Annotated in this window: 24 protein-coding genes; 12 read left to right on the forward strand and 12 right to left on the reverse strand. The window is 38.1% G+C overall.

Annotation, left to right across the window (positions count from 1 at the left end):
- Positions 1-27 precede the first annotated feature (27 nt).
- Positions 28-1,287 carry a Rid family detoxifying hydrolase gene (locus FJR11_RS23815; protein ID WP_168505267.1) on the forward strand — a complete coding sequence of 420 codons (1,260 nt, stop codon included), beginning with the start codon at positions 28-30 and terminating at the stop codon, positions 1,285-1,287.
- 134 nt (positions 1,288-1,421) lie between these two features.
- On the opposite strand, the gene FJR11_RS15755 is transcribed toward FJR11_RS23815, so the two are convergent.
- Complete coding sequence (locus tag FJR11_RS15755) at positions 1,422-1,757, reverse strand: ribbon-helix-helix domain-containing protein (protein WP_168505269.1); 336 nt, start codon at positions 1,755-1,757, stop codon at positions 1,422-1,424.
- 400 nt (positions 1,758-2,157) lie between these two features.
- Between FJR11_RS15755 and FJR11_RS15760 the strand changes: the two genes are divergently transcribed.
- Together FJR11_RS15760 and FJR11_RS15765 are read left to right on the forward strand one after the other, a co-directional pair.
- Positions 2,158-2,676 (forward strand): HNH endonuclease, encoded by a 519-nt coding sequence (locus FJR11_RS15760; RefSeq protein WP_168505270.1) that lies wholly within the window; start codon positions 2,158-2,160, stop codon positions 2,674-2,676.
- A gap of 16 nt (positions 2,677-2,692) precedes the next feature.
- Positions 2,693-3,082 carry an alr0857 family protein gene (locus tag FJR11_RS15765; protein WP_168505272.1) on the forward strand — a complete coding sequence of 130 codons (390 nt, stop codon included), beginning with the start codon at positions 2,693-2,695 and terminating at the stop codon, positions 3,080-3,082.
- Between the two features lie 2 nt (positions 3,083-3,084).
- Here the strand turns inward: FJR11_RS15765 and FJR11_RS15770 are convergent, their stop codons facing one another.
- A complete protein-coding gene (locus FJR11_RS15770) occupies positions 3,085-3,933 on the reverse strand; it encodes a polysaccharide deacetylase family protein (RefSeq protein ID WP_168505274.1) in 849 nt (282 codons plus the stop codon).
- 224 nt (positions 3,934-4,157) lie between these two features.
- On the opposite strand from FJR11_RS15770, the gene FJR11_RS15775 reads away from it, so the two are divergent.
- On the forward strand, positions 4,158-5,189 hold the full coding sequence (locus FJR11_RS15775) for a VOC family protein (RefSeq protein ID WP_168505275.1): 1,032 nt from the start codon (positions 4,158-4,160) through the stop codon (positions 5,187-5,189).
- A 44-nt stretch (positions 5,190-5,233) separates the two neighbouring features.
- Positions 5,234-6,049, forward strand: a complete 816-nt coding sequence (locus FJR11_RS15780) for a DUF1838 domain-containing protein (protein ID WP_168505277.1) — start codon at positions 5,234-5,236, stop codon at positions 6,047-6,049.
- Between the two features lie 4 nt (positions 6,050-6,053).
- Here FJR11_RS15780 and FJR11_RS15785 read toward each other — a convergent pair whose 3' ends face one another.
- A complete protein-coding gene (locus FJR11_RS15785) occupies positions 6,054-6,422 on the reverse strand; it encodes a pentapeptide repeat-containing protein (protein WP_168505279.1) in 369 nt (122 codons plus the stop codon).
- A gap of 548 nt (positions 6,423-6,970) precedes the next feature.
- The gene (locus FJR11_RS15790; protein WP_168505281.1) at positions 6,971-7,981 is read right to left on the reverse strand and encodes an LD-carboxypeptidase; all 1,011 of its coding nucleotides are present in this window, start codon (positions 7,979-7,981) and stop codon (positions 6,971-6,973) included.
- Positions 7,982-8,060: 79 nt separating this feature from the next.
- Between FJR11_RS15790 and FJR11_RS15795 the strand changes: the two genes are divergently transcribed.
- The 3 genes from FJR11_RS15795 (at position 8,061) to FJR11_RS15805 (ending at position 9,751) form a co-directional block, all read left to right on the forward strand.
- Entirely contained in the window at positions 8,061-8,426 is a 366-nt protein-coding gene (locus FJR11_RS15795; RefSeq protein ID WP_168505283.1) for a Lin0512 family protein, read from the forward strand.
- Between the two features lie 111 nt (positions 8,427-8,537).
- The gene (locus FJR11_RS15800) at positions 8,538-8,876 is read left to right on the forward strand and encodes a hypothetical protein (protein ID WP_168505285.1); all 339 of its coding nucleotides are present in this window, start codon (positions 8,538-8,540) and stop codon (positions 8,874-8,876) included.
- Positions 8,877-9,223: 347 nt separating this feature from the next.
- A complete protein-coding gene (locus FJR11_RS15805; RefSeq protein ID WP_168505287.1) occupies positions 9,224-9,751 on the forward strand; it encodes a hypothetical protein in 528 nt (175 codons plus the stop codon).
- A gap of 94 nt (positions 9,752-9,845) precedes the next feature.
- Here FJR11_RS15805 and psbA read toward each other — a convergent pair whose 3' ends face one another.
- The 3 genes from psbA to FJR11_RS15820 all read right to left on the reverse strand — a co-directional run bounded on the left by psbA (position 9,846) and on the right by FJR11_RS15820 (position 15,716).
- Entirely contained in the window at positions 9,846-10,928 is a 1,083-nt protein-coding gene (psbA, locus tag FJR11_RS15810) for a photosystem II q(b) protein (RefSeq protein ID WP_168505289.1), read from the reverse strand.
- A 182-nt stretch (positions 10,929-11,110) separates the two neighbouring features.
- Complete coding sequence (locus FJR11_RS15815) at positions 11,111-12,610, reverse strand: MBOAT family protein (protein ID WP_168505291.1); 1,500 nt, start codon at positions 12,608-12,610, stop codon at positions 11,111-11,113.
- 82 nt (positions 12,611-12,692) lie between these two features.
- Complete coding sequence (locus FJR11_RS15820) at positions 12,693-15,716, reverse strand: DUF1574 family protein (RefSeq protein WP_168505293.1); 3,024 nt, start codon at positions 15,714-15,716, stop codon at positions 12,693-12,695.
- Positions 15,717-16,176: 460 nt separating this feature from the next.
- On the opposite strand from FJR11_RS15820, the gene FJR11_RS15825 reads away from it, so the two are divergent.
- Entirely contained in the window at positions 16,177-16,401 is a 225-nt protein-coding gene (locus tag FJR11_RS15825; RefSeq protein ID WP_168505295.1) for a hypothetical protein, read from the forward strand.
- 17 nt (positions 16,402-16,418) lie between these two features.
- Positions 16,419-17,456, forward strand: a complete 1,038-nt coding sequence (locus FJR11_RS15830) for an isochorismatase (RefSeq protein WP_168505297.1) — start codon at positions 16,419-16,421, stop codon at positions 17,454-17,456.
- A 66-nt stretch (positions 17,457-17,522) separates the two neighbouring features.
- Here the strand turns inward: FJR11_RS15830 and FJR11_RS15835 are convergent, their stop codons facing one another.
- The gene (locus FJR11_RS15835) at positions 17,523-18,398 is read right to left on the reverse strand and encodes a M23 family metallopeptidase (RefSeq protein WP_168505299.1); all 876 of its coding nucleotides are present in this window, start codon (positions 18,396-18,398) and stop codon (positions 17,523-17,525) included.
- Between the two features lie 257 nt (positions 18,399-18,655).
- Between FJR11_RS15835 and FJR11_RS15840 the strand changes: the two genes are divergently transcribed.
- Positions 18,656-19,858, forward strand: a complete 1,203-nt coding sequence (locus FJR11_RS15840) for an HhoA/HhoB/HtrA family serine endopeptidase (protein ID WP_168505301.1) — start codon at positions 18,656-18,658, stop codon at positions 19,856-19,858.
- Between the two features lie 109 nt (positions 19,859-19,967).
- On the opposite strand, the gene FJR11_RS15845 is transcribed toward FJR11_RS15840, so the two are convergent.
- The 3 genes from FJR11_RS15845 to ispD all read right to left on the reverse strand — a co-directional run bounded on the left by FJR11_RS15845 (position 19,968) and on the right by ispD (position 21,729).
- A complete protein-coding gene (locus FJR11_RS15845) occupies positions 19,968-20,312 on the reverse strand; it encodes a DUF760 domain-containing protein (RefSeq protein ID WP_168505303.1) in 345 nt (114 codons plus the stop codon).
- Between the two features lie 112 nt (positions 20,313-20,424).
- Positions 20,425-20,982, reverse strand: coding sequence for an SMC-Scp complex subunit ScpB (gene scpB / locus FJR11_RS15850; RefSeq protein WP_168505305.1), 558 nt, complete (start codon positions 20,980-20,982; stop codon positions 20,425-20,427).
- A gap of 66 nt (positions 20,983-21,048) precedes the next feature.
- Positions 21,049-21,729 (reverse strand): 2-C-methyl-D-erythritol 4-phosphate cytidylyltransferase, encoded by a 681-nt coding sequence (gene ispD / locus FJR11_RS15855; protein ID WP_168505307.1) that lies wholly within the window; start codon positions 21,727-21,729, stop codon positions 21,049-21,051.
- Positions 21,730-21,842: 113 nt separating this feature from the next.
- On the opposite strand from ispD, the gene FJR11_RS15860 reads away from it, so the two are divergent.
- A complete protein-coding gene (locus tag FJR11_RS15860; RefSeq protein ID WP_168505308.1) occupies positions 21,843-22,784 on the forward strand; it encodes a glycosyltransferase family 9 protein in 942 nt (313 codons plus the stop codon).
- 99 nt (positions 22,785-22,883) lie between these two features.
- On the opposite strand, the gene FJR11_RS15865 is transcribed toward FJR11_RS15860, so the two are convergent.
- Complete coding sequence (locus FJR11_RS15865; protein ID WP_168505310.1) at positions 22,884-23,372, reverse strand: CRR6 family NdhI maturation factor; 489 nt, start codon at positions 23,370-23,372, stop codon at positions 22,884-22,886.
- Between the last annotated feature and the right edge of the window lie 9 nt (positions 23,373-23,381).

Raw genomic sequence — 23,381 nt, forward strand, 5'->3', positions numbered from 1 at the left:
TATTACAATAGTATTCAATGGTGCATGATGGACGCTGAAGAACTTTTAGAGAAATACGCCGCTGGGGAACGGAATTTTCATACTTTAAATCTAAGAGGGATAGACCTTAAAGGTGCAAATCTGAGTGGAATAGACTTCACAAGTGCAGATTTGTCGGGTGCATATTTGAATGATGCTAACTTGAGTAAAGCAAATCTTAAAAACGTAAACCTAACAAGGGCATCTTTAACAAACACTAATTTGAGTGAGTTAGTGAATGGTTATAGTTTAAATTTGACTTGGGCTGACTTGAGTGGTGCTAATTTGGGGAAAGCACACCTAGATAATGCAAATTTTAATAATGCTAATTTGGATAATGCTAACTTGAGAGATGCTACTTTACAGTCTGCTAATTTCACTGAAGCTTCTTTGATAGATGCAAACTTAGCCAGAACTAATCTCAATTCTGTTAATTTTACTAATGCTAACTTGACTGATTGTAATTTGAGTCAAGCAAAATTAAATAATGTGATACTCAAAAATACCAATTTCCAACGAGCAAAAATTCGGGGTGTTAATCTATTACAAAAAGATTTATCTGGTATAAATTTTGCTGAAGCTGATTTGGGTGCAGCAAACCTCAATAGTGTAAATTTCCGAAAAGCCAATTTACAAGGAACAAATTTAGAAAGAGCAGAATTGCAAAAAACCGATTTAATGAAAGCAAATCTGGACAATGCAAATCTAAAAAGAGCAGATTTAACCGGCGCGAATATTTACGGTGCAACCTTTAAAAATGCTGACCTCACAGGTGCGATAATGCCAGATGGAGAAGTTTACCAAACATCTACAGATTTAGAATTCGGTAAACCAGAAACACCATTAGCAAAAGAGCCAAAAGAGATAAATATTATGACTCGTAAAGTAATCCGTACCGATAAAGCACCTGCACCAGTTGGCCCCTACAATCAAGCAATTCTCGCTTCTGGACAAATGTTGTTTGTAGCTGGACAAATTGCCATAGATCCGCGTTTGGGTGATGTTGTCTACACCGAAGATGTAGTTAAACAAACTGAACAGGTGATGAGAAATATTGAAGCTATCTTAACAGAAGCAGGGGCTACATTTGCCGATGTGGTGAAAACAGGTGTATTTTTAGCTGATATGAATGATTTCGCTGCTGTTAATGCGGTTTATGCAAAATATTTTTCCGAAGATACAGCCCCAGCGCGTGCTTGTGTTGAGGTTTCCCGTTTACCTAAAAATGTGTTGGTAGAAATTGACTGTATTGCTGTTATTGGTGGTTAATTATACGGTGGGTAATGCCCACCCTTAGAGATATTGCTACATCCCGCAGCTATTACCCAGGCGTGTCCTCCTGAGTCGGACACACCTTCAAGGGTTTTCGGCATTTTCCTGGTAAAACTGACTAAAATTGCCGATTAGCCAGCCAAACTCTCAAGACTGAGAGGAACCATGTCACCATTCCTAGTCAGTCCTAATAACATTGACTGTTGCGGTTCAATTAATTTACCTGTGAGGACACAACGCTCTTCTTGTTGCGCCACAGCAGCAATACTAGCGCGAATATCAGATTTAGAAAAACGGGGTTTCCACTCACCTGATTTTTGCTGGACATAATTCCAGAGAATATCTCGAATTAGAGATTGATATCCCTGATTGCCAGCGATATCTTTAAGTTTCTCCTTTAATTCCCGTTCGAGACGAATACTGGTAACTTCCATATCAGTTGTTGGGGTGCGTGTAATGGTCTGCATGATTTTTTCTCCTTATAGGTATAGACAGGATAGTAATACAAGTGTAGTATGTTTAAAGGAATGTTCAATAGGTGAAATTTTCTGTGAAATCCATTTATCCCATCTCTACTTCTTCACAAGCTACCAAATGCCTCGGCAGTTGGGAATTTGCTGCTGCGGACGTGGAGTATTTATTTATGGGCGAGGATAGCCAACATCAAGGGCAAAAAACAAAAGGCAATTATGATTTTAAATATCCCAGCATAAATTTGCCCAATAGAAACCCAAAAATAGAGAACAAACGCGGGAGGTACAAGTAAAAAAATGCTGTACCAAAATAAGACGAAAAACCATCAGGTCAATTGTTAACCCCCGCCACGTCTAAGACAGAAGCGGGGGTTTTTTTATAAGGAGTCAGGCTGTGACAAGCGCAATCCAAGTATTAGAGCAATCTGTGGTCGTGTTTTCCCAGAATTACTTGCCACTGTGTCGGGTAAATATCAAGCGGGCGATAGTGTTGCTAGTCAGCAATAAAGCCGAACCATTGGAATTTTCTACAGAAGGCGGTTGGTTGATTCACTCATCTAGATTTGTCCTATCTGTACCTAAACACATCCGCTTAAAAATTACTGCTACAGAACGGATGTGGAGAGTTCCGCCGGTGAATCGTCGAGAGGTTTTGCGACGAGATCATAGCAGTTGTCAATATTGCGGCACTAACAAACATCTCACCCTAGATCATGTCATCCCCCGATCTAAAGGCGGCCGACATACTTGGGATAACGTAGTCATAGCTTGCGAAAAATGTAACTCTCGTAAAGGCGATAAAACACCCGCTGAAGCTGGGATGTCCTTGCGGAAATTACCTAAAGCACCTGTTCACCCCACCGTGACATTTGCAGAAAAGTTTTGGATTGATATGCAAGCAAACCTGGAATAACAGGAGAGCAAGAGGAATGCTGAAATTAACTTACACCGAAAACTGTTTTTATTTAGAGTGTCTCACTCAATCTCTCGAAGAATGGGTAGCGCAAAGAGTGATTTTGGCACTGCGTGTCAGTCAAACTTTGCGTGTTGAACCCACCACAGCTTCCTTTTTGCTACCTCTTGATTTGCCGGGAGTAGAAAGACTGAAGACGGAAGTAAATCGCCATGATAGTGAAATCATGGGCTTATGTAACTGTGATGCTGAATACTTAGAAGTTACCCTAGATGGTTCTTGGTTATGTGATGGTAATAATGATGCTGTAGGTGTTTTTGTCACAACTATGAGCTATAGTGCCGAATTTTTTTTGTATAAACTTTGGCAAGAGGCTCAAGTCTGTGCTTCCGTCGTCAGTGAGTAAAATCATGGCATTTCTAGGAGTTCAGGAACTGTAACAAATCGGTAGCCTTGCTGTTTGAGTCCGTTGATGATTTCTGGCAAGGCTTTTACCGTTCTGTAGCGATTCCCACCACCATCGTGCATTAACACAATTGCCCCTGGTTTAGCATCTCTGAGAACATTCTTCACAAATACTTGATATTTTGCACGAGGATCGGTGTCTGCTGAAGTCACTGACCACATGACAACGGAGTTTTTTTGGCTTTTAGCATAAGCGGCTAATCCATTGTTTAAATAGCCTCCTGGGGGACGGAAAAAAGATGTTTTTACACCTGTAGTTTTATAAATCAGGTCATTTGTGCGCTCAATTTCACTTTTAGCCGTGGCTTCATCCATCTTTCGATACCAATGATGCCAAGTATGATTACCAATAGCGTGGCCTTCGGCTACAACTCGTTTAGCAATTTCGGGATTTTCTTGTAAGGAACTTCCTACCCAAAAGAATGTGGCTTTTACATCATTTTGTTTGAGGATATCTAACATTTCTAAAGTTGTTTTTGGCCAAGGACCATCATCAATAGTTAAAGCAATTACTTTCTCTGTTTTGCTGGGTTCGGCTTTATAAATGGTTTTTGCCTGATATTTAGCAGGAACGGTAAAAGTGAGGTTTTCAACCTTAGCAGATTCCTGGGATTTTTGCTGAATTTGATTGTTAGGAGTAGCAACTTTTAAAGCTTGGCTATTCGTTTTTAATTGGGGGTTAATTTCGCTGGTGTTACAAGCAGTCAGAGAGAATAGTATTGTGGCAATACTAATTATTTTGATTGTTTTATTGGGGTAGTTAGTAGAAATAGAACTGTAATTTTGGGGCATAAGTTTTATCTATGATAGATATATGTTCTAATTTTATTTTACTCTCTCTGGAAGTCATGGAACAGGGTTAGGTTTATTCATAAAATAATAACCGTTGTCGCAAATTCCCCAAACACATCTGCTAATTCTAATTTATCTCCCTCAATGGGAGTGATCATAGGTTCAATTTCTGCTATCTTAGCTTCATAACTTTTCCCATTTGAAGGATTGGAATTAGATCAATTATGAATTCAAACAATAATACAAGAATTGGCGGTATATATGAAGTGTGCATTGGTGTCACAAATGCTATTTCCGCAATTCAATATTGGCAGCAATTTGGCTATCGGATTGGAGAAATAGGAGAATTAACCGCAACAACAGCTTATCAATTATATCGGGTAAATTCATCTTTACAGACTATTCGACTTGATCATCAAAATGCAGATCATGGATTAATTAGGTTAATGATTTGGCAAAATCCCACATCTCAGGGTTTAGGTATTAGTTCTATGAAAGTAAAAGGTAATCGTTGGGCTACTACCTTAACTGCTGATATATTAGGTATTTTAAATCATGCAGAAGCAGCAAAATCAATTGGTGAAATTATTCATTATACTCAACCTAACTGGGAAATAATTTACAACAAAGATCAAAAAACTCGTCCTTTTGTAGAACCTTTAGTAGGAGTGCGAGAAATGCTATTACTCCAACCATTAACTCGGCAAGTTTTATTTCAACGCTTTGGTTATCATGTTCCTGATTATGGACATATTAATCATCATGCACCTTTCCAAACCAGTCAGTTTACCCATATGGGTATAGTTGTTCAAGATGACAGTAAAGAAATTCTCAAATTCTATGAAGAAACTTTAGGTTTATTGCGTGTGCGTGATGATGTCGAAACTACTTATGAATCATCTTTAGCAGCAAGAGAAATTTTTGAACTTAACCCAGGAGAAAATTTTATACTTACTGCTTTTGATCATCCTCGTTCTTCTCCAACTGACTTTATGGCAGCGCAAAGTGGTAGACTTTATATTATTCGGTTTCCAGAAAATATTACCTTAAAATCGCGCTTTGCAGATGCCCAACCGGGAAGTTTAGGAATGTGCCTTTATACTTACCGAGTGCAGGGAATAGAGACTTATTGGCAACGAGTGAGGGAAAGTGCAGCAACAGGAATTACAGAAATTGTTAATAATGAGTTTGCGGAAATGAGTTTTTCTTTTGTTGCACCAGATGGTTATTTTTGGAATATAGTGGAAAGTAAGTAAATAATTACAAAGTTCAAGATTTTTAGTATTTAAGGAGATATAGCATGATAGCCCAAACCAAATTAGTAGATGTTCAACAATGGATTAAAACTCGTGCTTCTCTAGATGCCAACGAGTCTAATTTTCTGAGTTGGACAGGTAATATTTATAGTTTTATTCCTGGAGAAAAACGACAATTATTATTTAAAATTGTGGGTATGAGTGTGAGTCGGTGTATTTCCACCGGTGAAGATAGTTGGGATTTTACTTCTAGAGAATTAACTTATTACCTCAACCCAGAAACCAATGAGATTGTCCATAAATGGGAGAACCCTTGGACACAGGAAATAGTCACCGTTATGCACGTTGCTAATAGTCCCGTTCAAGGTCAATTCAAAGGCAAATTACCTGTACAAATAGAAGGAGAAAAAACTAATTTTATCTTTGATATTTTTCCTAATTATCCTAATCCTTTAGCTGAAAATCCTGAATTTACTGATTATTGCCCAAGGGGAATTTACCAAGCAGCAGAATTATTTAAAATCTCTGTTTCCACGGCAGATTTAGAGAATTCAGAATTAAATTCAGTTACACAATTAAGCCTATCCTGGGATAGAATTGGTCAATGGTTGCCCTGGATGAAAATGGGTGAGCATCCTGGTTATTTAATCTACAGTGCTACAGGTAAAAAAGTTAGCAGTTTAGCAAAATTGCACCCAATTTTACAACAGGAAATAAATACCCGCGTTCCCTTATATAAAGTAGCACCAAAAAGTTATGTTGAGGGGGAAGATATGACATCTTGGCTTTATTTTCAAAAGCATTTTTCCGCATATTTAGCTGGAGAAATATTCCCCATACCAGCGCCAGAAGAAGTTTGAATAGTTACAACTTTTGCATATTGTGACTAAGAGGATCAAAATTTCTAGGAAATTTGGTACTTTCATCATAATATGCACCATGTAAATTCGCTCCATATAACTTAGTATAATGCAGCGTAGCACCTCGAAGATTTGCTTCAGTGAGATTAACACCAGATAAATTTGCTCTAGTGAAATTTGCCCTGGCTAAATTCGCTCTACTCAAATCTGCTCCCCAGAGTTTAGCTTTAGCACAGTTAGCTTGACTTAAATCTGCTCCCCATAAATTAATTCCTGGTAAGTAGGCATTAATTAATTTAGCCTTGATTAATTTAGCAGAAACAAAATACCTTTCACCTGCAAGATAACGCCGTTTTAGTTCCTCAGTTTCCATATCTTATTAACCTGTTTGAGCAACAAAACCTCTATCTTCAGAATACTTCTTAAGTTGTTTGTTGGCGTTTTGTCACCGCAAAAATTTTTGTTTGTTAGCGTATTTAGTATTATTAAATACAAATATATTAATACTGCTTATGCAGGTATAACTATTTTACACATGAAAAACGCCTGAGTTTCTTTAACCCAAGCGTTTCCCCGTATAACTTTCTACCAATTCACTATTTCTGTGACATTTGAAACCCGCAACTCAAATAACAAAAAGTATAAGCAGTGCGAGGAAATTTGTAACAAATATACAGTGAAGTGGTATCACTCCTTGCATTTACCAAGGATATCTCTTTTAAAATCAAATGGCTAGTGTAGAGAGTGACACTTTCTTAACTGACACTACTTAAAAATAACTCATGACATATAGTAGCTAAAAAAACAGTGATAAATAAGTAAATAGCGCAGTTTTTTAGTATCAAAACGTTAGAGTTTGTTATGATACTGTCAATACTAAAGTAAAATTTTACTCATGTTTCCCTGGGCAAAAAAAAGCGGTTAAATGACAGCAGCTTCTAACATCCTGATTCGGCCATAATTAGCATCTATTTCTACTGATACACCTACAGGTATGGTAAATTTGTCTGAAATATGACCAATCATTGAACCATACCAAGCGGGAATTCCTAATGGTTTGATATGCTGTTGTAATACTTCTATTAATGTAAATGCAGGTTGATCATCAACTTTGCAATTTGTACATTGTCCAAAAATAAAACCCGAAATTTGATGAAGAATTCCTGCGTTTTTCAACTGGGTTAACATTCTGTCAATTCGATAAATATCTTCACCAATATCTTCGACAAATAAAATATTTTTGCGCCATGATGGTAGGTAGGATGAACCTATCATTGATGATAAAACTGATAAATTACCACCAATTAATTTTCCTTTTGCTGTTCCAGGAGTAATTACTTCTATTTTCCCTATGGGTGTGGCGTTATTTGCCATTGTGACTAATTCCCCATCAAAAAGGATAGTTTTGAGGTAATCTACTGTAAATTGATTCCAGGTTGATGTTGCTACTGCTCCATGAAAAGTAATTAATTGACTACGAGCATTAATAGCTAATAATAAGGAAGTGATATCACTGTAACCCATGATAATTTTGGGATTTTTACTAATTAGAGGATAATTAAGTAAAGGTAAAATTCGATTACAACCCCAACCTCCACGCATGGCAATAATAGCTTTTACCGATTGATCAGCAAACATGATATTAATATCTTGGGCGCGGTCGGCATCTTTTCCAGCTAAATAACCATAACGATCTAAAATATGTCTACCAGTCTTGATTTGTAAACCTAATTTTTGTAAAGCCTGTTTGGCATCTTCTATATCTTGGGTTTCAATGATACTAGCCGGGGAAATTAAGCCCACAGTATCGCCTATTTTTAGCCGTGATGGTTTGAGGTTACTTACTGAATTTTTGGCAATTACTGGGGGGATTTGGGTAGCTATAGTGGTTAGTCCCAATGTGGTGAGAAATTGACGACGGTTGATGTGCATAGGAAATGTATAATTAATAGTGTTTTATATGCCCTATAAAACGATAAATTAAAAAGTATAAAACTTACAAAAAACACTGATGCCACTAAAACGCTTTATTATTGAAATGGGAATGGGTGTAGACCAGCACGGACAAGAACCCACCGTAGCAGCAGCCAGAGCAGTGAGGAATGCGATCGCTCACAATGCCCTACTTGGTATTATGGAAGTAGCGGGGTTAAAAGATCCCAATGAGATGATTGTCGAGGTAAAAGTTGCAGTTCCTTACCCCGAACAAGTACGGGAAGCAGAAGTATTAGCTGTCCTTCCGTTTGGTCAAAAAACCCTCATATTAGAACCAGGAGGAATGGTAGTTGATGGTTTAGCAATTGCTTCTCTCAACGATAAAAATGATGAAATGTTGATAGCTGTAGCCGCAGTTACAGTTTTAGTGGAAACTGCATAATTAACCTGAAAATATTGATTTTCTCTGGATTTTCTGAGCTAGACTAGAGGTGGTGGGATCATCTCTGGTAGTAAGTTCTCTAAATTACACATCTACATAACTCCAGCGAAAATGTCTCAAGATCCTCACAAATCATCTCAAATCCAAGAAATAATTGGACTAAAAGCACAACACTTTGCTGACTTAATTAGAGCCGCACAATTAGTTTTTGATCCGACTGCGGGAGTGACCGGCAGAAATGTAAAAATTGATTGGGAAGATTTTGGTATTCCTCGGAATATAGAGGACAATCTCAGAATTATTGGTGAAGAGTTTCAATATGCTTCTCCCCATATTCCTGTTGATGTTATTTGGGGTAAGTTAACTACAGAAACTCGCATTTGGTTTCTAAAAAATAAAGATCAATTGTGGCAATTTGAAGAAATTTTACCTGCACTTGACGAAGATTAACGATTGCCAAAAATACTTTTTGAAAGTAGGATATATACATTTTATATCCTACTTATTTGTTAATATTTATTCGTTAGCTAATGGTTTACGGCACGCTAGGCGTTATCTCAATACTTATCGGTTAAGGAAATGTAGGTTGGGTTGAGCGACAGCGAAACCCAACAAAATCCTTGATAATGTTGGGTTTCGTTCCTCAACCCAACCTACCATACAATAAATTTTTAGGCTTAACCGAGCAGTATTGGGCGTTATCTAAGGCTGAAATACAGGTAATTAAAACATCTTCTTCTTTGCTATTTCTGCTGATAAGCTGAATACTTACAATTATTCATGAGAACATAAAGTTGATGAAAATTTTAGATTCCCAGGTTTTATTAGGTTTTTTATCTTTGATATTGGGGGTGACAACTCCGATTGTAACTAACTCTAGTATCGCTTTCGGAGAAAGTACACCAAAATATGCTCAGTCAATTAGTAATCAACAACCGATTGTTAATAAAACTGAATTTGGAGTCAGGATAATTAACTCAGAAGGTAAGGTCAATTTTTTCCCAACCACTACAGTTCCCTTAAAACAGGGTGATGCTTATGGTTGGAAAATTAAACTTGATAACTATCAAGGTAAAGTCAAATGGCGTGAAGTTTTAACTTTACCACAAGCTCCCGAAACTTGGACAACACAAGATAATAAGAATTTTTCTATATCAGCAGATGGAAAAACAGCAATTTCCAAGCGGATAGAAACACCTGTTAATGGTGTGATTGAAAATTTTTGGACTGTTTCTCCTGGAGATCCTTTGGGTAAACATCAAGTAAAAGTTTATATTGATGAACGTCTGATTGCTACTTTTGACTTTGAAATAGTACCGTTTTAAACAGAAGATTATTGGTTGGAATTTTTATGCAAAAAAACACCCCCCATTTCTGGAGGGCGTTTTTTTAATTAAGCTATTAACAAAGCTTTAATTATTAACCGTTGATTGCAGGAGCGCTCATTGCTACGGGAGCAACTTCACCAGCAGCCAAGTCTAGAGGGAAGTTGTGAGCGTTGCGCTCGTGCATTACTTCCATACCTAGGTTAGCGCGGTTGATTACATCAGCCCAAGTAGCAATTACGCGACCTTGAGAATCAATAATGGATTGGTTGAAGTTGAAACCGTTCAAGTTGAACGCCATTGTGCTTACGCCCAAAGCTGTAAACCAAATACCAATTACTGGCCATGCAGCGAGTAAGAAGTGTAGTTGACGGCTGTTGTTGAAAGAAGCGTATTGGAAAATCAAGCGACCGAAGTAGCCGTGGGCTGCAACGATGTTGTAGGTTTCTTCTTCTTGACCGAACTTGTAACCGTAGTTTTGAGATTCGGTTTCAGTTGTTTCCTTAACCAAGGAAGAAGTTACCAAAGAACCGTGCATTGCAGAGAACAAAGAACCACCGAATACACCAGCTACACCCAACATATGGAAGGGGTGCATCAAGATGTTGTGTTCAGCTTGGAACACGATCATGAAGTTGAATGTTCCGGAGATACCCAAAGGCATACCGTCAGAGAATGAACCTTGACCAATTGGGTAGATCAAGAATACTGCGGTTGCTGCTGCTAAAGGTGCAGAGAATGCTACGCAAATCCAAGGACGCATACCCAAGCGGTAAGACAATTCCCACTCACGGCCTAAGTAGCAAGCTACACCGATTAAGAAGTGGAAAACTACCAATTGGTAAGGGCCACCGTTGTACAACCACTCATCTAAGGAAGCTGCTTCCCAGATTGGGTAGAAGTGCAAACCGATAGCGTTGGAAGAAGGAACAACTGCACCAGAGATGATGTTGTTTCCGTAAATCAAAGAACCTGCAACTGGCTCACGGATACCGTCAATGTCAACGGGAGGCGCAGCAATGAAAGCGATGATGAAGCAGGTGGTAGCAGCTAACAGGGTAGGAATCATCAAAACACCGAACCAACCGATATAAATACGGTTGTCAGTGCTGGTGATCCACTCGCAAAAGCGATCCCATACGTTAGCGTTTGAACGCTGTTGTAAGGTTGTGGTCATTTTATGAGTGCTTTATTTTCTTATGATTTTGATAGGTTTTTTTGCCTACCTGCAAACCATGTTAGAGGATAAGTTTAAATTTGTAAAGATAATTAAAATTAGTATTGTTTATATCAGTTATATTTTTTTCTAATGTAATGATATTTACAAAGTTGTCTTTGCCGATTTAGGTTGGCTATCACCTAAAAATCAAAGTAGATATAGGGTAAGCTACCTTCAGGAGCTAGTAACCAAACTGCATAAAAGCATAAGGGGACAAAAACGACTTTAATTGGCCAGCTAAATTCTAATTTCAGCCCTCGTTTAAAAGTATACGAAATGCTCATGAGCAAAGCTATTCCTAGCAACAAATAAGAGAGTTGGTATTGACTTATATTTAAGGCTTCTACATAGACTTTTTCCGCAAATTGTTGATCACCCGCATGACCCCAAAGGTTTTGAATCACTAAAGTAGAGTCTTGGAAGTTGGGGAGACGAAACCAAATCCAAGAGGTAAAAACCATGATTTGTGTCAAAAGCCAAGCACAAATTATTCCTAGAGGATTTTGCCAAAATAGATTAAGAACTTGAAAGCGAGCGCTTAATACACCTGTAAGGCGATGAACTGCTAAAGCGATGCCATGCAATACACCCCAAATAATAAAACCCCAGGCTGAACCGTGCCAGATACCAGCTATTAACATTACTATTAATAAATTTACGCAGGTACGCATTAATCCGCGACGAGAACCACCTAAAGGAAAGTACAGATAATTACGCAACCAATCACCCAATGTTATATGCCAGCGTCGCCAAAAATCGGCAATACTGGTACTAAAGTACGGAAAATCAAAATTTTCAGGCAGAACTAAACCAAACAGTAAAGCACTACCACGAGCAATATCTACATAACCATTAAAATCTAAATATAACTGTAGTCCGTAGGCAAAGATAGCTAACCACAAATCTGTACTACCTGCCCTTTGCAAGTTACCAAAACATAAATCCACAAATATGCCCAAATTATCAGCAAGAATACCTTTTTTAACAGCACCTCTCGCAATTAACCACAGTCCTTCAGCCACTCTATCTATGCCGGGGAATTGTAGTGTATTGAATTGAACTGCCAGATGATGGTAACGAGTAATTGGCCCAGAAATGAGTTTGGCAAAAAATAATTTGTATGTAGCAAATTGAATAAATTTAGCAGCAGCAGGAGCACCACGATAAACATCTATTAAATAGGCAATACATTCAAATGTAAAGAAAGAAATTCCCAAAGGAGCAACTAACTTAATTAATGATTCTGGTGAATTTGTCGGCTGATTAAAAGCTAAATTTAGGAAATGATTGATGTATTTAAAACCTAAAAGAATAAAAACATTAAAACCTATACCAATCCACAATAGTTTTAGACGGCGTTGATTCCAGTCAGCTTGAGCAAATTGCCATTCTTCATTAGATAAACTCCAGTTTTGAGAATGCTTTCCCGGTGAGGTATTGTTGCCAATTTCTAATCCTAAACGGAAATTGATAAAAGTTAGTGTTAAAAGTAGTGGTAAATATTGAATGTGTAAAGATGAGTAGAAAATAAGACTAGCTATTAGCAGTATCCATAATCTTATATTGGTTAAATTAACAGTCCAATATATGCCTAAAACACTCAACAGAAAAAAAGCATAAAAAATTGATATGAATTTCATTTTTCGGTCATTATTTATTGATAATTTTGAATTATTGATAAGGAATAAAGAACCTAATTTTTTGGCTCTTTTCCCCACTTAATTACTTTGTTTTCCAAGTAATAACTGGATCTACCGCCAGTTTTTTTGATACTTCATAAGCACCATAGCGGTTGAGGTGACTGGGATCAGAAAAATAATCATTTGCTTTTGGCCATAGCTGACTTAAATCGCGGTAAATAAAGTGAGGATTACCAGTAAAGCTTAATAAATACTGTTGAAACTGTTGTTCATATTTTGTACGGACAGGATCTAAATAATCCGAGGTAAGAGGCATATTCACAAATACTAGAGAGATATTATTATTTTTGGTAAATTCTAACACTGATTGAAATGCTTGATCTTGTTTACCTGCTAGTTGGAAAGATTTATAATCATTGTCGTAATCTCCAGAAACTTTGGGATGTTTTTGATAATATGTTGTGGGATTAAAACGAATAGATAAAGGCAGAAATCCATCAAAATCAACTGCTTGTAGGGAATTATCTATTTCCGAATCGTTTGTAATATTAATTTTTGATTTTACCTGGGGATATTTATCACTAAAAGGTAGATGTTGAAGTTGTTTTTGCAGAAGAGTTTTAATTTGATCACGGTTTTTGTAACTTGAAGATAAATTAGCTACAGACTGATTTAACAAATCGTTAGCTGCTTCATAGATGTTGATATTTTCTTTTTTGGAGTCACTATTTATTGTTTTTGAGGAGTCTTCTTTATTTTTATTTACTGCTTCAGCTTCTACCGTTGTTCTGACTTTCTGTAATATGTGTTTGTATCCTTCTGAGGCTTCAATTGTATTGAAAGTAATATCTTCCCGTCCATTATTAAATGCGCGAGAACCATCTGCCCACAGAATCATTTTTGGCAACTCTCCAGGTTCTAAAACTTGATGAAGAATGACATCAACAACTTGGGCTGTTGCTCCATTAATGCCAAAGTTAAATATATCAATATTTTGATGTCCTTGGGTGACTAAAGCTTTAGAAAGAGCTACGGGATCAATTCCTCTGAGTGCGCGGGAAGAACCAATAATTAACACATCTGGTGGGCGTTTTTTTACGGATAAACGCTGTTTATATAGGGCTAGTTGCTCATCTAATTGCCTAGCATTAAAACTGGGCATTTGTGATCGCGCTGCTAGGAGAATAGCCGTGGCAGTAGCTTTTTCTTTTAATGGTGGGGCTGACAAATTTTCTGCCTGGGAATCATTACTATTAATGAATCCAGAAGCATTAAAAGCAGACTGATTATAATTAGGTAATTCTGTTGTTTCTGATTGATTTAAAAATGATTTTTTTTGATTATTCTGTACTGGTAAAGATGCCTGAGATTGTGAGGATAAGGGCGAAACTATATTATTAGTAACTTTGGGTGAACTCTTAGCAATATGTGCGACAACATAACCTAACATTAAATCACTTTGAAAGGCAAGAAGTAATCCTAATGTTAGCCAAATCATGCCACTACCAATTCCTAGATTATCAGGACTTTGATCAGATTCCTGATGAGATGTTGCAAATAATTGGCTGTTTAAAAGTAAGTTTCTAATTTGTTTATTGGTATTTGCCACCCAATTTTTTGCTACTTCCTTGACAAAATTTTGTACTTCTTCATTTGTTAAATCAGGACGTAAAATTGGCTCATTAGTTTCACTGTTAATTAGGGAATTTACATATTCAGATGTAGCAGCAAATTCCGGTGTTGCTTCGGGAACTAATCGGGAACGTTCTCCTAGATCAATACCATGATGCCACACAGGTTCTTTATCACCAGCACGACGACCGTAAACACGGACACCAGTAATACCAGAAATTTTCAGTTGGCGGATAAATTGAGTCACTTTACTAGAAACTTGATGGCGTGTGGGACAAACGGGAGCATCACACATAATATGTAATAAATCTTCTTTGCGAACTAGCAGCACCCGGATACCACCTGTTTTCAATCGCCAATCTAGGTCAGGATTGAGTAACCGTTCTAGTAAAAAGATAATTGCACAGTTGTCACCTCCATGGGCAAGATCCAAGGCGGATGTAACTAAAGCAGGATGCTGGTATGCTGGCAAAGACACCCAATCTATCCAGGTTGGTTGTTTATCCGTTGTTTTTTGTCCATAGATAGCGGCTGAGAGAATGGCTTGAGGGGCGATGGTTTCTAGCAGGGGAACAATAGCCTGTAAAGTAATTGCCTTATCTGGTGCGGGGGCGGTTTCTAAGGGATCAAAAGCTGGAGTGCAGAATATGTGTAAGGTGGATTCTTTCAGAGAAGTTTGCACTGCGATTTTGAAACCTAACAATTTCTCAGTTAATATTCTAGCGATCGCTTGCACATCTCCCCAACGCGCCCATTCTTTTAACATCACCTCGGTCGGTGTCAAATCTATACGCAGTCGCCAATCTGGCTCTATTTCCCCTCGAACTTGAGAAACAATGATGGCATCTTGATAACCAACAAGCTGTAAATATCTCAGCTTTTGGGCTACTGTTTCTGCCAATAATGACGGATCAGGGCTATAGCTTGACTGACAAAATACCCAGAGACGATTAACGATAATCTGAGAGTTATCTTTCGATGGATAGGGATTAATTTTTACCTGTATTGCTACACCTAAATGACTGAGGTGTTCACTCAGATACCGAGCAATGGCATCCACATTTCCTTGGCGTGCCAAACTCTCATTAGAGATAATTAGCGAGCCACTTGAGCTTATGGGTGTTTCTGTTTGTGCTAATAGTAACTCTTCTACCTGTTCCAAGTGTCTATCTAGTTGATTTAAGTAGACCCGATGACACCACTGGGGACGATGTTCCCCTTTTTTTCGACCATAAATTAATACTTGGTATATTGAGGGTTGTTCGTCATTGGTGAGGGTATCTACATCGGTTTGCTGTAGTGCTTGTAGCAACTCTGACAAAGTTTGCCAACGTTGTGGACACTCGACACTTTCACACAAAATATGCAGATCATTACCTAGCAACCGAACTTTCACCCCGAAAGTATTTATACCTGTTGCTTGACTTACCCATTGCACTAAGGGTTGTTGACTATTGAGTAATACTGTTTTCATGGGCAGTGAAATTTAACAGGAAGGGAGTATTGGGGGATTTTGCCTGTGCTTGTAAACTAGAATCATAGAATTATCACATTTTGCCGTTTTTTTTTAACAATTTTGTTACCTTAGCAGCTTGCAAAATTGACAAAGATAGTCTTATGGAAGAATTCACCAAGTCAAGAGTCAGGAGGAAGAAAGAATAAAGGAAGATTGGAAGTATAAAAACACTAATTTTGTCATCAGTATTTCCTGCCATGGATACATCAAACATAACTAATGCTACGCTATGCTATTCAGAGATCAAAATCCCTTTAACCTTTTTCCATGTTCCTTGGTATATCTTTCTCCTGTTAACATTGATGTACTATACCGTAGGCATAGATATGACGTTGTGAGACTTCGATAAATTTTGTCTCCTGAATGGAAGATTGACTTTTTGTCTATTGTACTCATCTACTAATTATTAAGAATTACAATGCCACCTGTAAACCAACAGTTCTTTTCTCCAACCGGATTAAATTTGATTGCATTCACTATTGCCCCATCTTGTCTTTTACAGGTAGGGACAGTATCTATACTGATGTTACTCATTGCTCAAAAAGCTACAAGTGAAGCATTAGTCAGCCTGGGTGAAGCAAGTGAAGAATTATTTCGAGGTGATCGCTTACCTATGCTCAATTTTCCAGATCATCAGGAATAAAATCGCAGCATCTTTCCATGAATACCCAAAATATAACCCAATTACCGATTCCCTCCCACTTTAACCCGGCAAAAGTCGGTGAAGTCTGGCGCGTACCTTATCAACAACTTGCCGCTGAAGCTGAAACTTATGGAAAACAACAAAACATCCAACCGGCAGCTTTAGATAAAAACCGCATTTGTCTATTATTAATAGATGTACAAAATACCTTTTGTATTCCTGATTTTGAATTATTTGTAGGTGGACAAACTGGAACAGGTGCAGTTGCAGATAATCAAAGGTTGTGTGCATTTATTTATCGCCATTTGGGAATAATTACCAAAATTATTCCTACCCTAGATACGCACACAGCAATGCAAATCTTTCATCCCATATTTTGGGTAAATGCTAACGGTGAACATCCGACACCAGCCGCAACCAACATTACACCCACAGATATTGAACAAGGTATTTGGCAAGTTAACCCAGCCGTTGCTAATAGTATAAGTAATGGTGATTATGAATTATTAGTAAAACAGGCGTTTCATTACGTTCAACAACTTAGCCAAAACGGTAAATACCCGTTAACAGTTTGGCCTTATCATTCCATGTTAGGCGGAATTGGTCATGCTTTGGTTTCATCAGTAGAAGAAGCAATATTTTTTCATAGTATCGCCCGTCAAAGTCAAACCCAATTTGAATTAAAAGGGGAAAATCCTTTAACAGAAAATTATTCTATTTTACGCCCCGAAGTTTTAATAGGATTTGATAAACAGCCAATTGGACAAAAAAATACAAATTTAATCAAACAACTTTTAGAATATGATGCGGTGATTATTGCTGGACAAGCTAAAAGTCATTGCGTTGCTTGGACAATTGATGATTTATTAACAGAAATTCAACAGGTAGATAGTACCCTAACAAAGAAAATTTATCTTTTAGAAGATTGCACTTCTCCTGTTGTCGTTCCTGGTGTAGTTGACTATACGGAACAGGCTAATAACACATTTGCTAGATTTGCAGAAGCTGGAATGCACATTATTCAATCAACTGAAGAATTGGTAATTGGTAATTAGTAATTGGCAAATTCTTTCTCCCCTGCTCCCTGCTCCCTGCCTCTTTCCCCCTGCCTCCTGGACTCCTTACCTTAAAAACCCCTTGGGATCTTTTGCTTCCCAACCGAGGGAACCGTTAGAACGCATTTCAAAATGAAGATGGGGTTGAGTGGAGGTTGGTTGTCCGGTAGTTCCCACTGTTCCCAAAATATCGCCTTTATTGATTTTTTGACCTAGAGTAACTTTAATGCTGTCAAGTTGGGCGTAACGGCTTTGTAAGCCATCTGCATGGTTAATAATGACTAATTTGCCATAACTACCCTGTTCTTTAGCAAACACAACGATTCCAGGAGCGATCGCTGCCACAGGAGTATTTACTGGTGCTAACAAATCTACGCCACTATGAAAGAAAACGTCTCCTGTAATGGGGTGAATTTGCCAACCATAAGCTAATCCAACATCTGTACTGCTTGGTAAGGGATAACCAGTAATGTTTCCAGTGGGGTTACTAGGTGCGGTAGCAATCATCCTAGGAGCAGTAGCTATCCCTGGAAGTATTGGTAAAAAGACAAATTTAGGGTTTTTCTGACAACCATTAATTTCAAATACCGTATCTGGACGGACTTTATACTTAGATGCTATTTGTTTCCAGCTTTGATTAGGAGGGACTTCAACAACAATTCCATTGAAAGGGAGAATTTGCAGTTCTGTTCCCGGTCTTACCACTCCATTCTTAACAGATGGATTGATACCAGTAATTGTTTCTGGTGCTAGATTATATTGATTAGCTATAGATGCTAAAGTTTCACCAGAATTCACTTGATGACGTTGAATGCGAGCTAAAGCGGGAATTGGACAACTCCCTGTACCAGCGCTTGCACTTTGTGGCTGTGCCATTGTAGATAATAAACCCAACGTGCTAAATAAGCTTAAAAAAGATAGTGAACGATAGAAAAATTTCATGTAAACAAGTCCAGAAATCGCTAATTTTTAGATTTTAGTTGGGGATTCTTAAAGATAGGATAAAGTTTTCCCTCCATACTTTCTACTACCTATTTTGAGTAAATTCATGATCAAATCTGATCACTAGATGTGATCCCCGAATATGCTGACAAATTTCTGCTATTTATATCTAAAATGATCTGTTCAGAGAACGTTTGTTTGACTACACTAAAGACATTAGGAGAAGCTGTCCTTGAGCGCAATTATTCTTAATTATTATGAAAGTATCTTTGAAGCAACTTGCTGTTTATCTGGGTTTGGTGGTAATTGGTGGGTGTGTAGGTGTATTTACTAGTCGTTATTTTTGGACACACAATCTTTCGTTTCAAGAGTTAAAAAATGTGGCAGTAGCTTTGCCTGCTGAACCTATTGTTCCTCAACCTATCAACGGAACTTTTAACTCTCCTGCAAATGATAATGTCAATTTTATCGCTACCGCTGTAGGCAGGGTGGGACCTGCGGTTGTGCGAATTAATGCAATTCGGAAAGTATCAAATCCGATGACTGAAGCTTTAAAAAATCCTTTATTTCGTCATTTTCTCAAAAAAGATGAACAACCAATGCCCCCAGAAAAAATTGAGCGGGGGACAGGTTCAGGATTTATCCTCAGCGAAGATGGCAAGTTATTGACTAATGCTCATGTAGTCGCAGATACAGATACAGTCCAAGTTACCCTCAAAGATGGACGAACTTTTGAGGGAAAGGTGGTAGGAGTTGATACTGTGACAGATATAGCCGCAGTCAAAATTTCAGCCCATAAATTGCCAATAGTCAAGTTAGGTAATTCACAAAATTTAATTCCTGGGCAATGGGCGATCGCTATTGGCAATCCTTTAGGCTTAGATAATACTGTCACTATTGGCATTATCAGCGCCACGGACAGAACTAGCGCCCAAGTGGGTGTTCCTAATAAGCGTGTAAGTTTTATCCAAACAGATGCAGCCATTAACCCTGGCAATTCTGGCGGACCTCTCTTAAATGCTCAAGGGCAAGTTATTGGCGTGAATACCGCTATCCGTGCCGATGCTCAAGGACTCGGTTTTGCTATCCCCATTGAAACCGCTTTTCGCGTAGCTAATGAACTATTTACCAAAGGAGAAGTTGCTCACCCCTTCTTAGGAATTGAGATGATAGACATTTCCGCAACCACAAAACAGCGACTTCAAGAAGAAGATCAACTAAATATTCAGCCAGATGTGGGAATTGTCATTAGAAAAGTTATGGAAAAATCACCAGCACAGATAGGAGGATTACTTCCTGGTGATGTGATTCAAAAAATTAATGGTAAACAAATTAAAATTGCGGCTCAAGTTCAGAAGATAGTTGAATCTAGTACCGTTGGGGACATTCTCGTCATAGAAGTCAACCGCAATGGTAAAACTCAAGTCTTTAAAGTCCGTTCTGGAAATTATCCTAAATAGCAGGTGCTACGCCACGGTGACAGGTGACAGAGGGAAGCAGGGAAAGAATTTTTCTTTTTGTTCTTTGTTCTTTGTTCTTTATTCTTTCTAATCTTCTGACTCCTGACTCCTATTGATTAGATAAATGTTCCAATTGCATTCTCTGTTCCATTTGGCGGAGAAAATAACCCGTCATCATTGCCGATGCTAATAATCCCGCTAGATTATCCCGGTCTGTTGTAATTTGGACGTTAAAATGTTCTGTCGGTATCACTCCCACTAGTCCTTGGACATTTTGGGAAATGATTTGCTTAATTTCGGGGCTGACAGCTTGGGCGACACGGGCTAAAACTTCAGGAGATTGATGCTGTAAATATTTAAGTAATTGATTTGGGTTTTCCCCAAAATGATCATTCAGAAGTTGATTAGGGTGTTGCGGGGAGTCGTCATGTAAAAAGTCAGGATCAAACACCATTGGCGATTTATATTGGCTTAATTGCTGATTCTACTCTAAACCATATTCATATTTATAGAGTAGCGTATTTTCTATAGGGAATGGGGGAAGAGACAGGGGGCAGCAGTTATCTTTAATTTTTAATTGTTTCCTCTTCTACTTCTAGTCCCTCTAACTCCAGTTCTAGTTGTTGTTCTTTTTCTGGAATCGTCAAAATTTGGGGAAGTTGTTCGATTTGAAAATACTGATGAAATTTTGGGGTTATTTGCAGAGCAAAGGAGCGAGAATCATTGTCTCGACGTTTACGGACAAAACCAGATTCTACTAATTCTTGAACGTGCTGATAAGCACCAGAACCCCGTAAATTAATTAATTCGCTTTGCAATATGGGATTATGGAGAGCGATCGCTGCTAATGTCCGTAAAGCACCTACACCAAATTCTACAGGGATGAGGGCTTGGACTAAATCATGAAAATCTGAACGCAGTTGTAAACTATAACCATTTTCAGTTTCTATAACTTCTAACGCGGTATCTCGACGGGCATAATTCTCCATGAGTTCGATAATGCCTTCTTCTGCTGTGAAGCGATCACATTTCGCATATTCAGCAATTTCCCCCAGAGATAAGGGTTTACCCTTTAAATAAAGAATCGCTTCTATTTTCGCGGCTATGGGTATATTTTTGGGCATTCAGGATTTTAGATTTTGGACTTGAGATTTGTAACTAGAAAAAAATTCTTACCCCCTACTCTCTAGCTATTCCCGATAACTAAGTATAAATTCGGCGATCGCTAAATCTTGAGGAGTGGTAATTTTCAAATTAGTCTCCTCCCCCGGAACTATTCTTACTTCAATACCGCATTTTTCAAACAAAGCCGCATCATCAGTTACTTCCCAACCTTGACGGACACCTTCAGCATGGCACTGTTTTAATAATTTGACATCGAACCCTTGGGGAGTTTGAGCAGCCCAAAGTTGCTTACGCTCTGGTGTGCTTTTAATAATGCCATTGTCATCAACAACTTTAATCGTATCTTTAACAGGGACAGCCGCAATTAAACCAGGATAATGCCGAATTGCTTCCGAACAAGCATTAAATAAATTTGGTGTTGCCAAACAACGAGCGCCATCATGAATTAAAACTTGTGCTGCATTAGTTGGCAATGCCTGTAAACCATTGTAAACTGACTCCTGACGGGTAGAACCACCAGGAATTAATTCTATTGTTTTTTTCAGGTTTAAGTCAGCGATAATGGCCTTGAAGTCATCCCAATCTGGAGGTTGAGAAACAATTCCGATCCAACTAATAGAACTTGCAGCTTCTGCTGCTAACAAAGTCCAAGCAATCAAAGGTTTTGAACGTACCTGTAATAAAAGTTTATTACGATCAGCACCCATTCTTTTGCCACTTCCGGCAGCGGGAATTAGTAAATGCACAACTTTTCCTTAATCTTCAATTAAATAAATTCCAAAACTTCTAACTCGGTGACTTCTAATTCTCAATACCTATATTCTCCTAAAATATAAAACGATTAGCGTTAATAAATATTATGCGTGTAGTAGCCCTTGTCCCTGGTTCAATTGATAACCAAATTCTTTTTTTTGCCACTCTTGATGATCTTAAGCGTTACTATCCCCACGCGCAGATAGATGTCATTGTAGAACCCCAGTCAAAGGCTGCTTACCGGGTAAGCAAGTCAGTTCATGATGTATTAACCTTTGATTACAAAGATCGGAATAGTCTAGCTGATTGGGGTAACTTAGTCGGCATGATCCGAGATCGTGAGTATGATGTGGCTATTATTGTCGGACAAAGTTGGTTAGTCGGCTTACTAATGTGGTTAACAGGAATCCCCACACGCATTGGTTACCAAGGCCAAGGTGCGGTTTTTCTCACTAACCCCATCACGCCTAAACTATCCCAGTATGTAGCTAAGATGTACCATAACTTACTCAAGCCCCTAAAGATTGATACTGATTGTCCAGCATTATCTGTAAATGTGCCTAAAGTAGATATAGAATGGGCGCAAAATGAGCAAAAACGTTTAGGGGTAAGTGAAACAGGTTTTATCCTCATCAATGGAGGTGGGAATAATTTAGATACAAGCTATCCTGTGGAAAGTTGGCAAGAAATTATTACAGCTTGTCAACAAAAACAGCCTGATTTACCCGTTGTTGTCATTAAAGAAGCCAATAATGAGCCTTTAGTCAGATCGCTGCTAGAACATTGTCACAATCTTCAAGTTACTTCCCCCGATGATATTGGCAAATTAACAGCCATGATTGGTGGTGCTAGTTTAATGTTATCAGTGGAAAATAGCCTTCTCCAACTGAGTGTAGCAGTAGAAACATATACAATTGTCCTGTTAAGTTCTACGGACTCAGAAAAATTATTACCTGCAAGCGAAAAAGTCTTAACTATTACCTCACCAACTAGAAAAGTAGCAGATATCTCACCCCAAATAGTGTTAGAAAAAATCTGGGGAAGTTGACTATTATCAATTTTAGATTTTGGATTTTAGATTTTAGATTCAAAATCCAAAATCATTAAAGAACTTTTAGCAGTATTGTCTTTCTGTTCCCTGTTGCCGTTACGAATTAGTTTTTTGAATCATTTCAAAGAAAGCATCATCTAATTCATAACCCAGGATTTGCGCTAAAGATTTAAGTCGAGATGGACTAGGAATATTTTTTTGGTGCAACCAATCACTTAAAATAAAGATTTTGTGCATCAAAAATATTTCTAAAGCTTCGGGATTATACTGGATACCTTCTTTAGAACTAAACTGATGAGGTACTAACATAGCTGCATATCGAGCTAATTCTCCTGCTTTCCAGTCTAGTAAAAATGGCAACCAAGGATACTTAGTATCAAGACGCACGAACCACAGTCTTACCTCTGGAATTTCTGATAATTCCCGTGGATCATTTGCAACGCGTTCATAATTAATTTCTAAACGTAGTTGCTGTTCATAGGAGGAAACGTTTCCCTCTTGCAGCAGTGGTTCAATCACCGCTAAAGCAGGTGATATATCTAAACTATAAATGGAGTCGTTGTTGAGGGTGATTGTGATTGTCATTGATAGCTA

This window comes from Anabaena sp. UHCC 0187 (assembly GCF_009712035.1).
Taxonomy (GTDB): domain Bacteria; phylum Cyanobacteriota; class Cyanobacteriia; order Cyanobacteriales; family Nostocaceae; genus Dolichospermum.

What these genes read in the sequence shown, in the direction of transcription:
- FJR11_RS15815 (WP_168505291.1), bottom strand. Translation starts at nt 12,610, where the DNA reads ATGAAATTCATATCAATTTTTTATGCTTTTTTTCTGTTGAGTGTTTTA.
- FJR11_RS15770 (WP_168505274.1), bottom strand. Translation starts at nt 3,933, where the DNA reads ATGCCCCAAAATTACAGTTCTATTTCTACTAACTACCCCAATAAAACA.
- scpB (WP_168505305.1), bottom strand. Translation starts at nt 20,982, where the DNA reads ATGCCCAAAAATATACCCATAGCCGCGAAAATAGAAGCGATTCTTTAT.
- FJR11_RS15780 (WP_168505277.1), top strand. Translation starts at nt 5,234, where the DNA reads ATGATAGCCCAAACCAAATTAGTAGATGTTCAACAATGGATTAAAACT.
- psbA (WP_168505289.1), bottom strand. Translation starts at nt 10,928, where the DNA reads ATGACCACAACCTTACAACAGCGTTCAAACGCTAACGTATGGGATCGC.
- FJR11_RS15820 (WP_168505293.1), bottom strand. Translation starts at nt 15,716, where the DNA reads ATGAAAACAGTATTACTCAATAGTCAACAACCCTTAGTGCAATGGGTA.
- FJR11_RS15755 (WP_168505269.1), bottom strand. Translation starts at nt 1,757, where the DNA reads ATGCAGACCATTACACGCACCCCAACAACTGATATGGAAGTTACCAGT.
- FJR11_RS15785 (WP_168505279.1), bottom strand. Translation starts at nt 6,422, where the DNA reads ATGGAAACTGAGGAACTAAAACGGCGTTATCTTGCAGGTGAAAGGTAT.
- FJR11_RS15840 (WP_168505301.1), top strand. Translation starts at nt 18,656, where the DNA reads ATGAAAGTATCTTTGAAGCAACTTGCTGTTTATCTGGGTTTGGTGGTA.
- FJR11_RS15860 (WP_168505308.1), top strand. Translation starts at nt 21,843, where the DNA reads ATGCGTGTAGTAGCCCTTGTCCCTGGTTCAATTGATAACCAAATTCTT.
- FJR11_RS15825 (WP_168505295.1), top strand. Translation starts at nt 16,177, where the DNA reads ATGCCACCTGTAAACCAACAGTTCTTTTCTCCAACCGGATTAAATTTG.
- FJR11_RS15830 (WP_168505297.1), top strand. Translation starts at nt 16,419, where the DNA reads ATGAATACCCAAAATATAACCCAATTACCGATTCCCTCCCACTTTAAC.
- FJR11_RS15800 (WP_168505285.1), top strand. Translation starts at nt 8,538, where the DNA reads ATGTCTCAAGATCCTCACAAATCATCTCAAATCCAAGAAATAATTGGA.
- FJR11_RS15865 (WP_168505310.1), bottom strand. Translation starts at nt 23,372, where the DNA reads ATGACAATCACAATCACCCTCAACAACGACTCCATTTATAGTTTAGAT.
- FJR11_RS23815 (WP_168505267.1), top strand. Translation starts at nt 28, where the DNA reads ATGGACGCTGAAGAACTTTTAGAGAAATACGCCGCTGGGGAACGGAAT.
- FJR11_RS15790 (WP_168505281.1), bottom strand. Translation starts at nt 7,981, where the DNA reads ATGCACATCAACCGTCGTCAATTTCTCACCACATTGGGACTAACCACT.
- FJR11_RS15805 (WP_168505287.1), top strand. Translation starts at nt 9,224, where the DNA reads ATGAAAATTTTAGATTCCCAGGTTTTATTAGGTTTTTTATCTTTGATA.
- FJR11_RS15835 (WP_168505299.1), bottom strand. Translation starts at nt 18,398, where the DNA reads ATGAAATTTTTCTATCGTTCACTATCTTTTTTAAGCTTATTTAGCACG.
- FJR11_RS15845 (WP_168505303.1), bottom strand. Translation starts at nt 20,312, where the DNA reads ATGGTGTTTGATCCTGACTTTTTACATGACGACTCCCCGCAACACCCT.
- FJR11_RS15765 (WP_168505272.1), top strand. Translation starts at nt 2,693, where the DNA reads ATGCTGAAATTAACTTACACCGAAAACTGTTTTTATTTAGAGTGTCTC.
- FJR11_RS15775 (WP_168505275.1), top strand. Translation starts at nt 4,158, where the DNA reads ATGAATTCAAACAATAATACAAGAATTGGCGGTATATATGAAGTGTGC.
- FJR11_RS15795 (WP_168505283.1), top strand. Translation starts at nt 8,061, where the DNA reads ATGCCACTAAAACGCTTTATTATTGAAATGGGAATGGGTGTAGACCAG.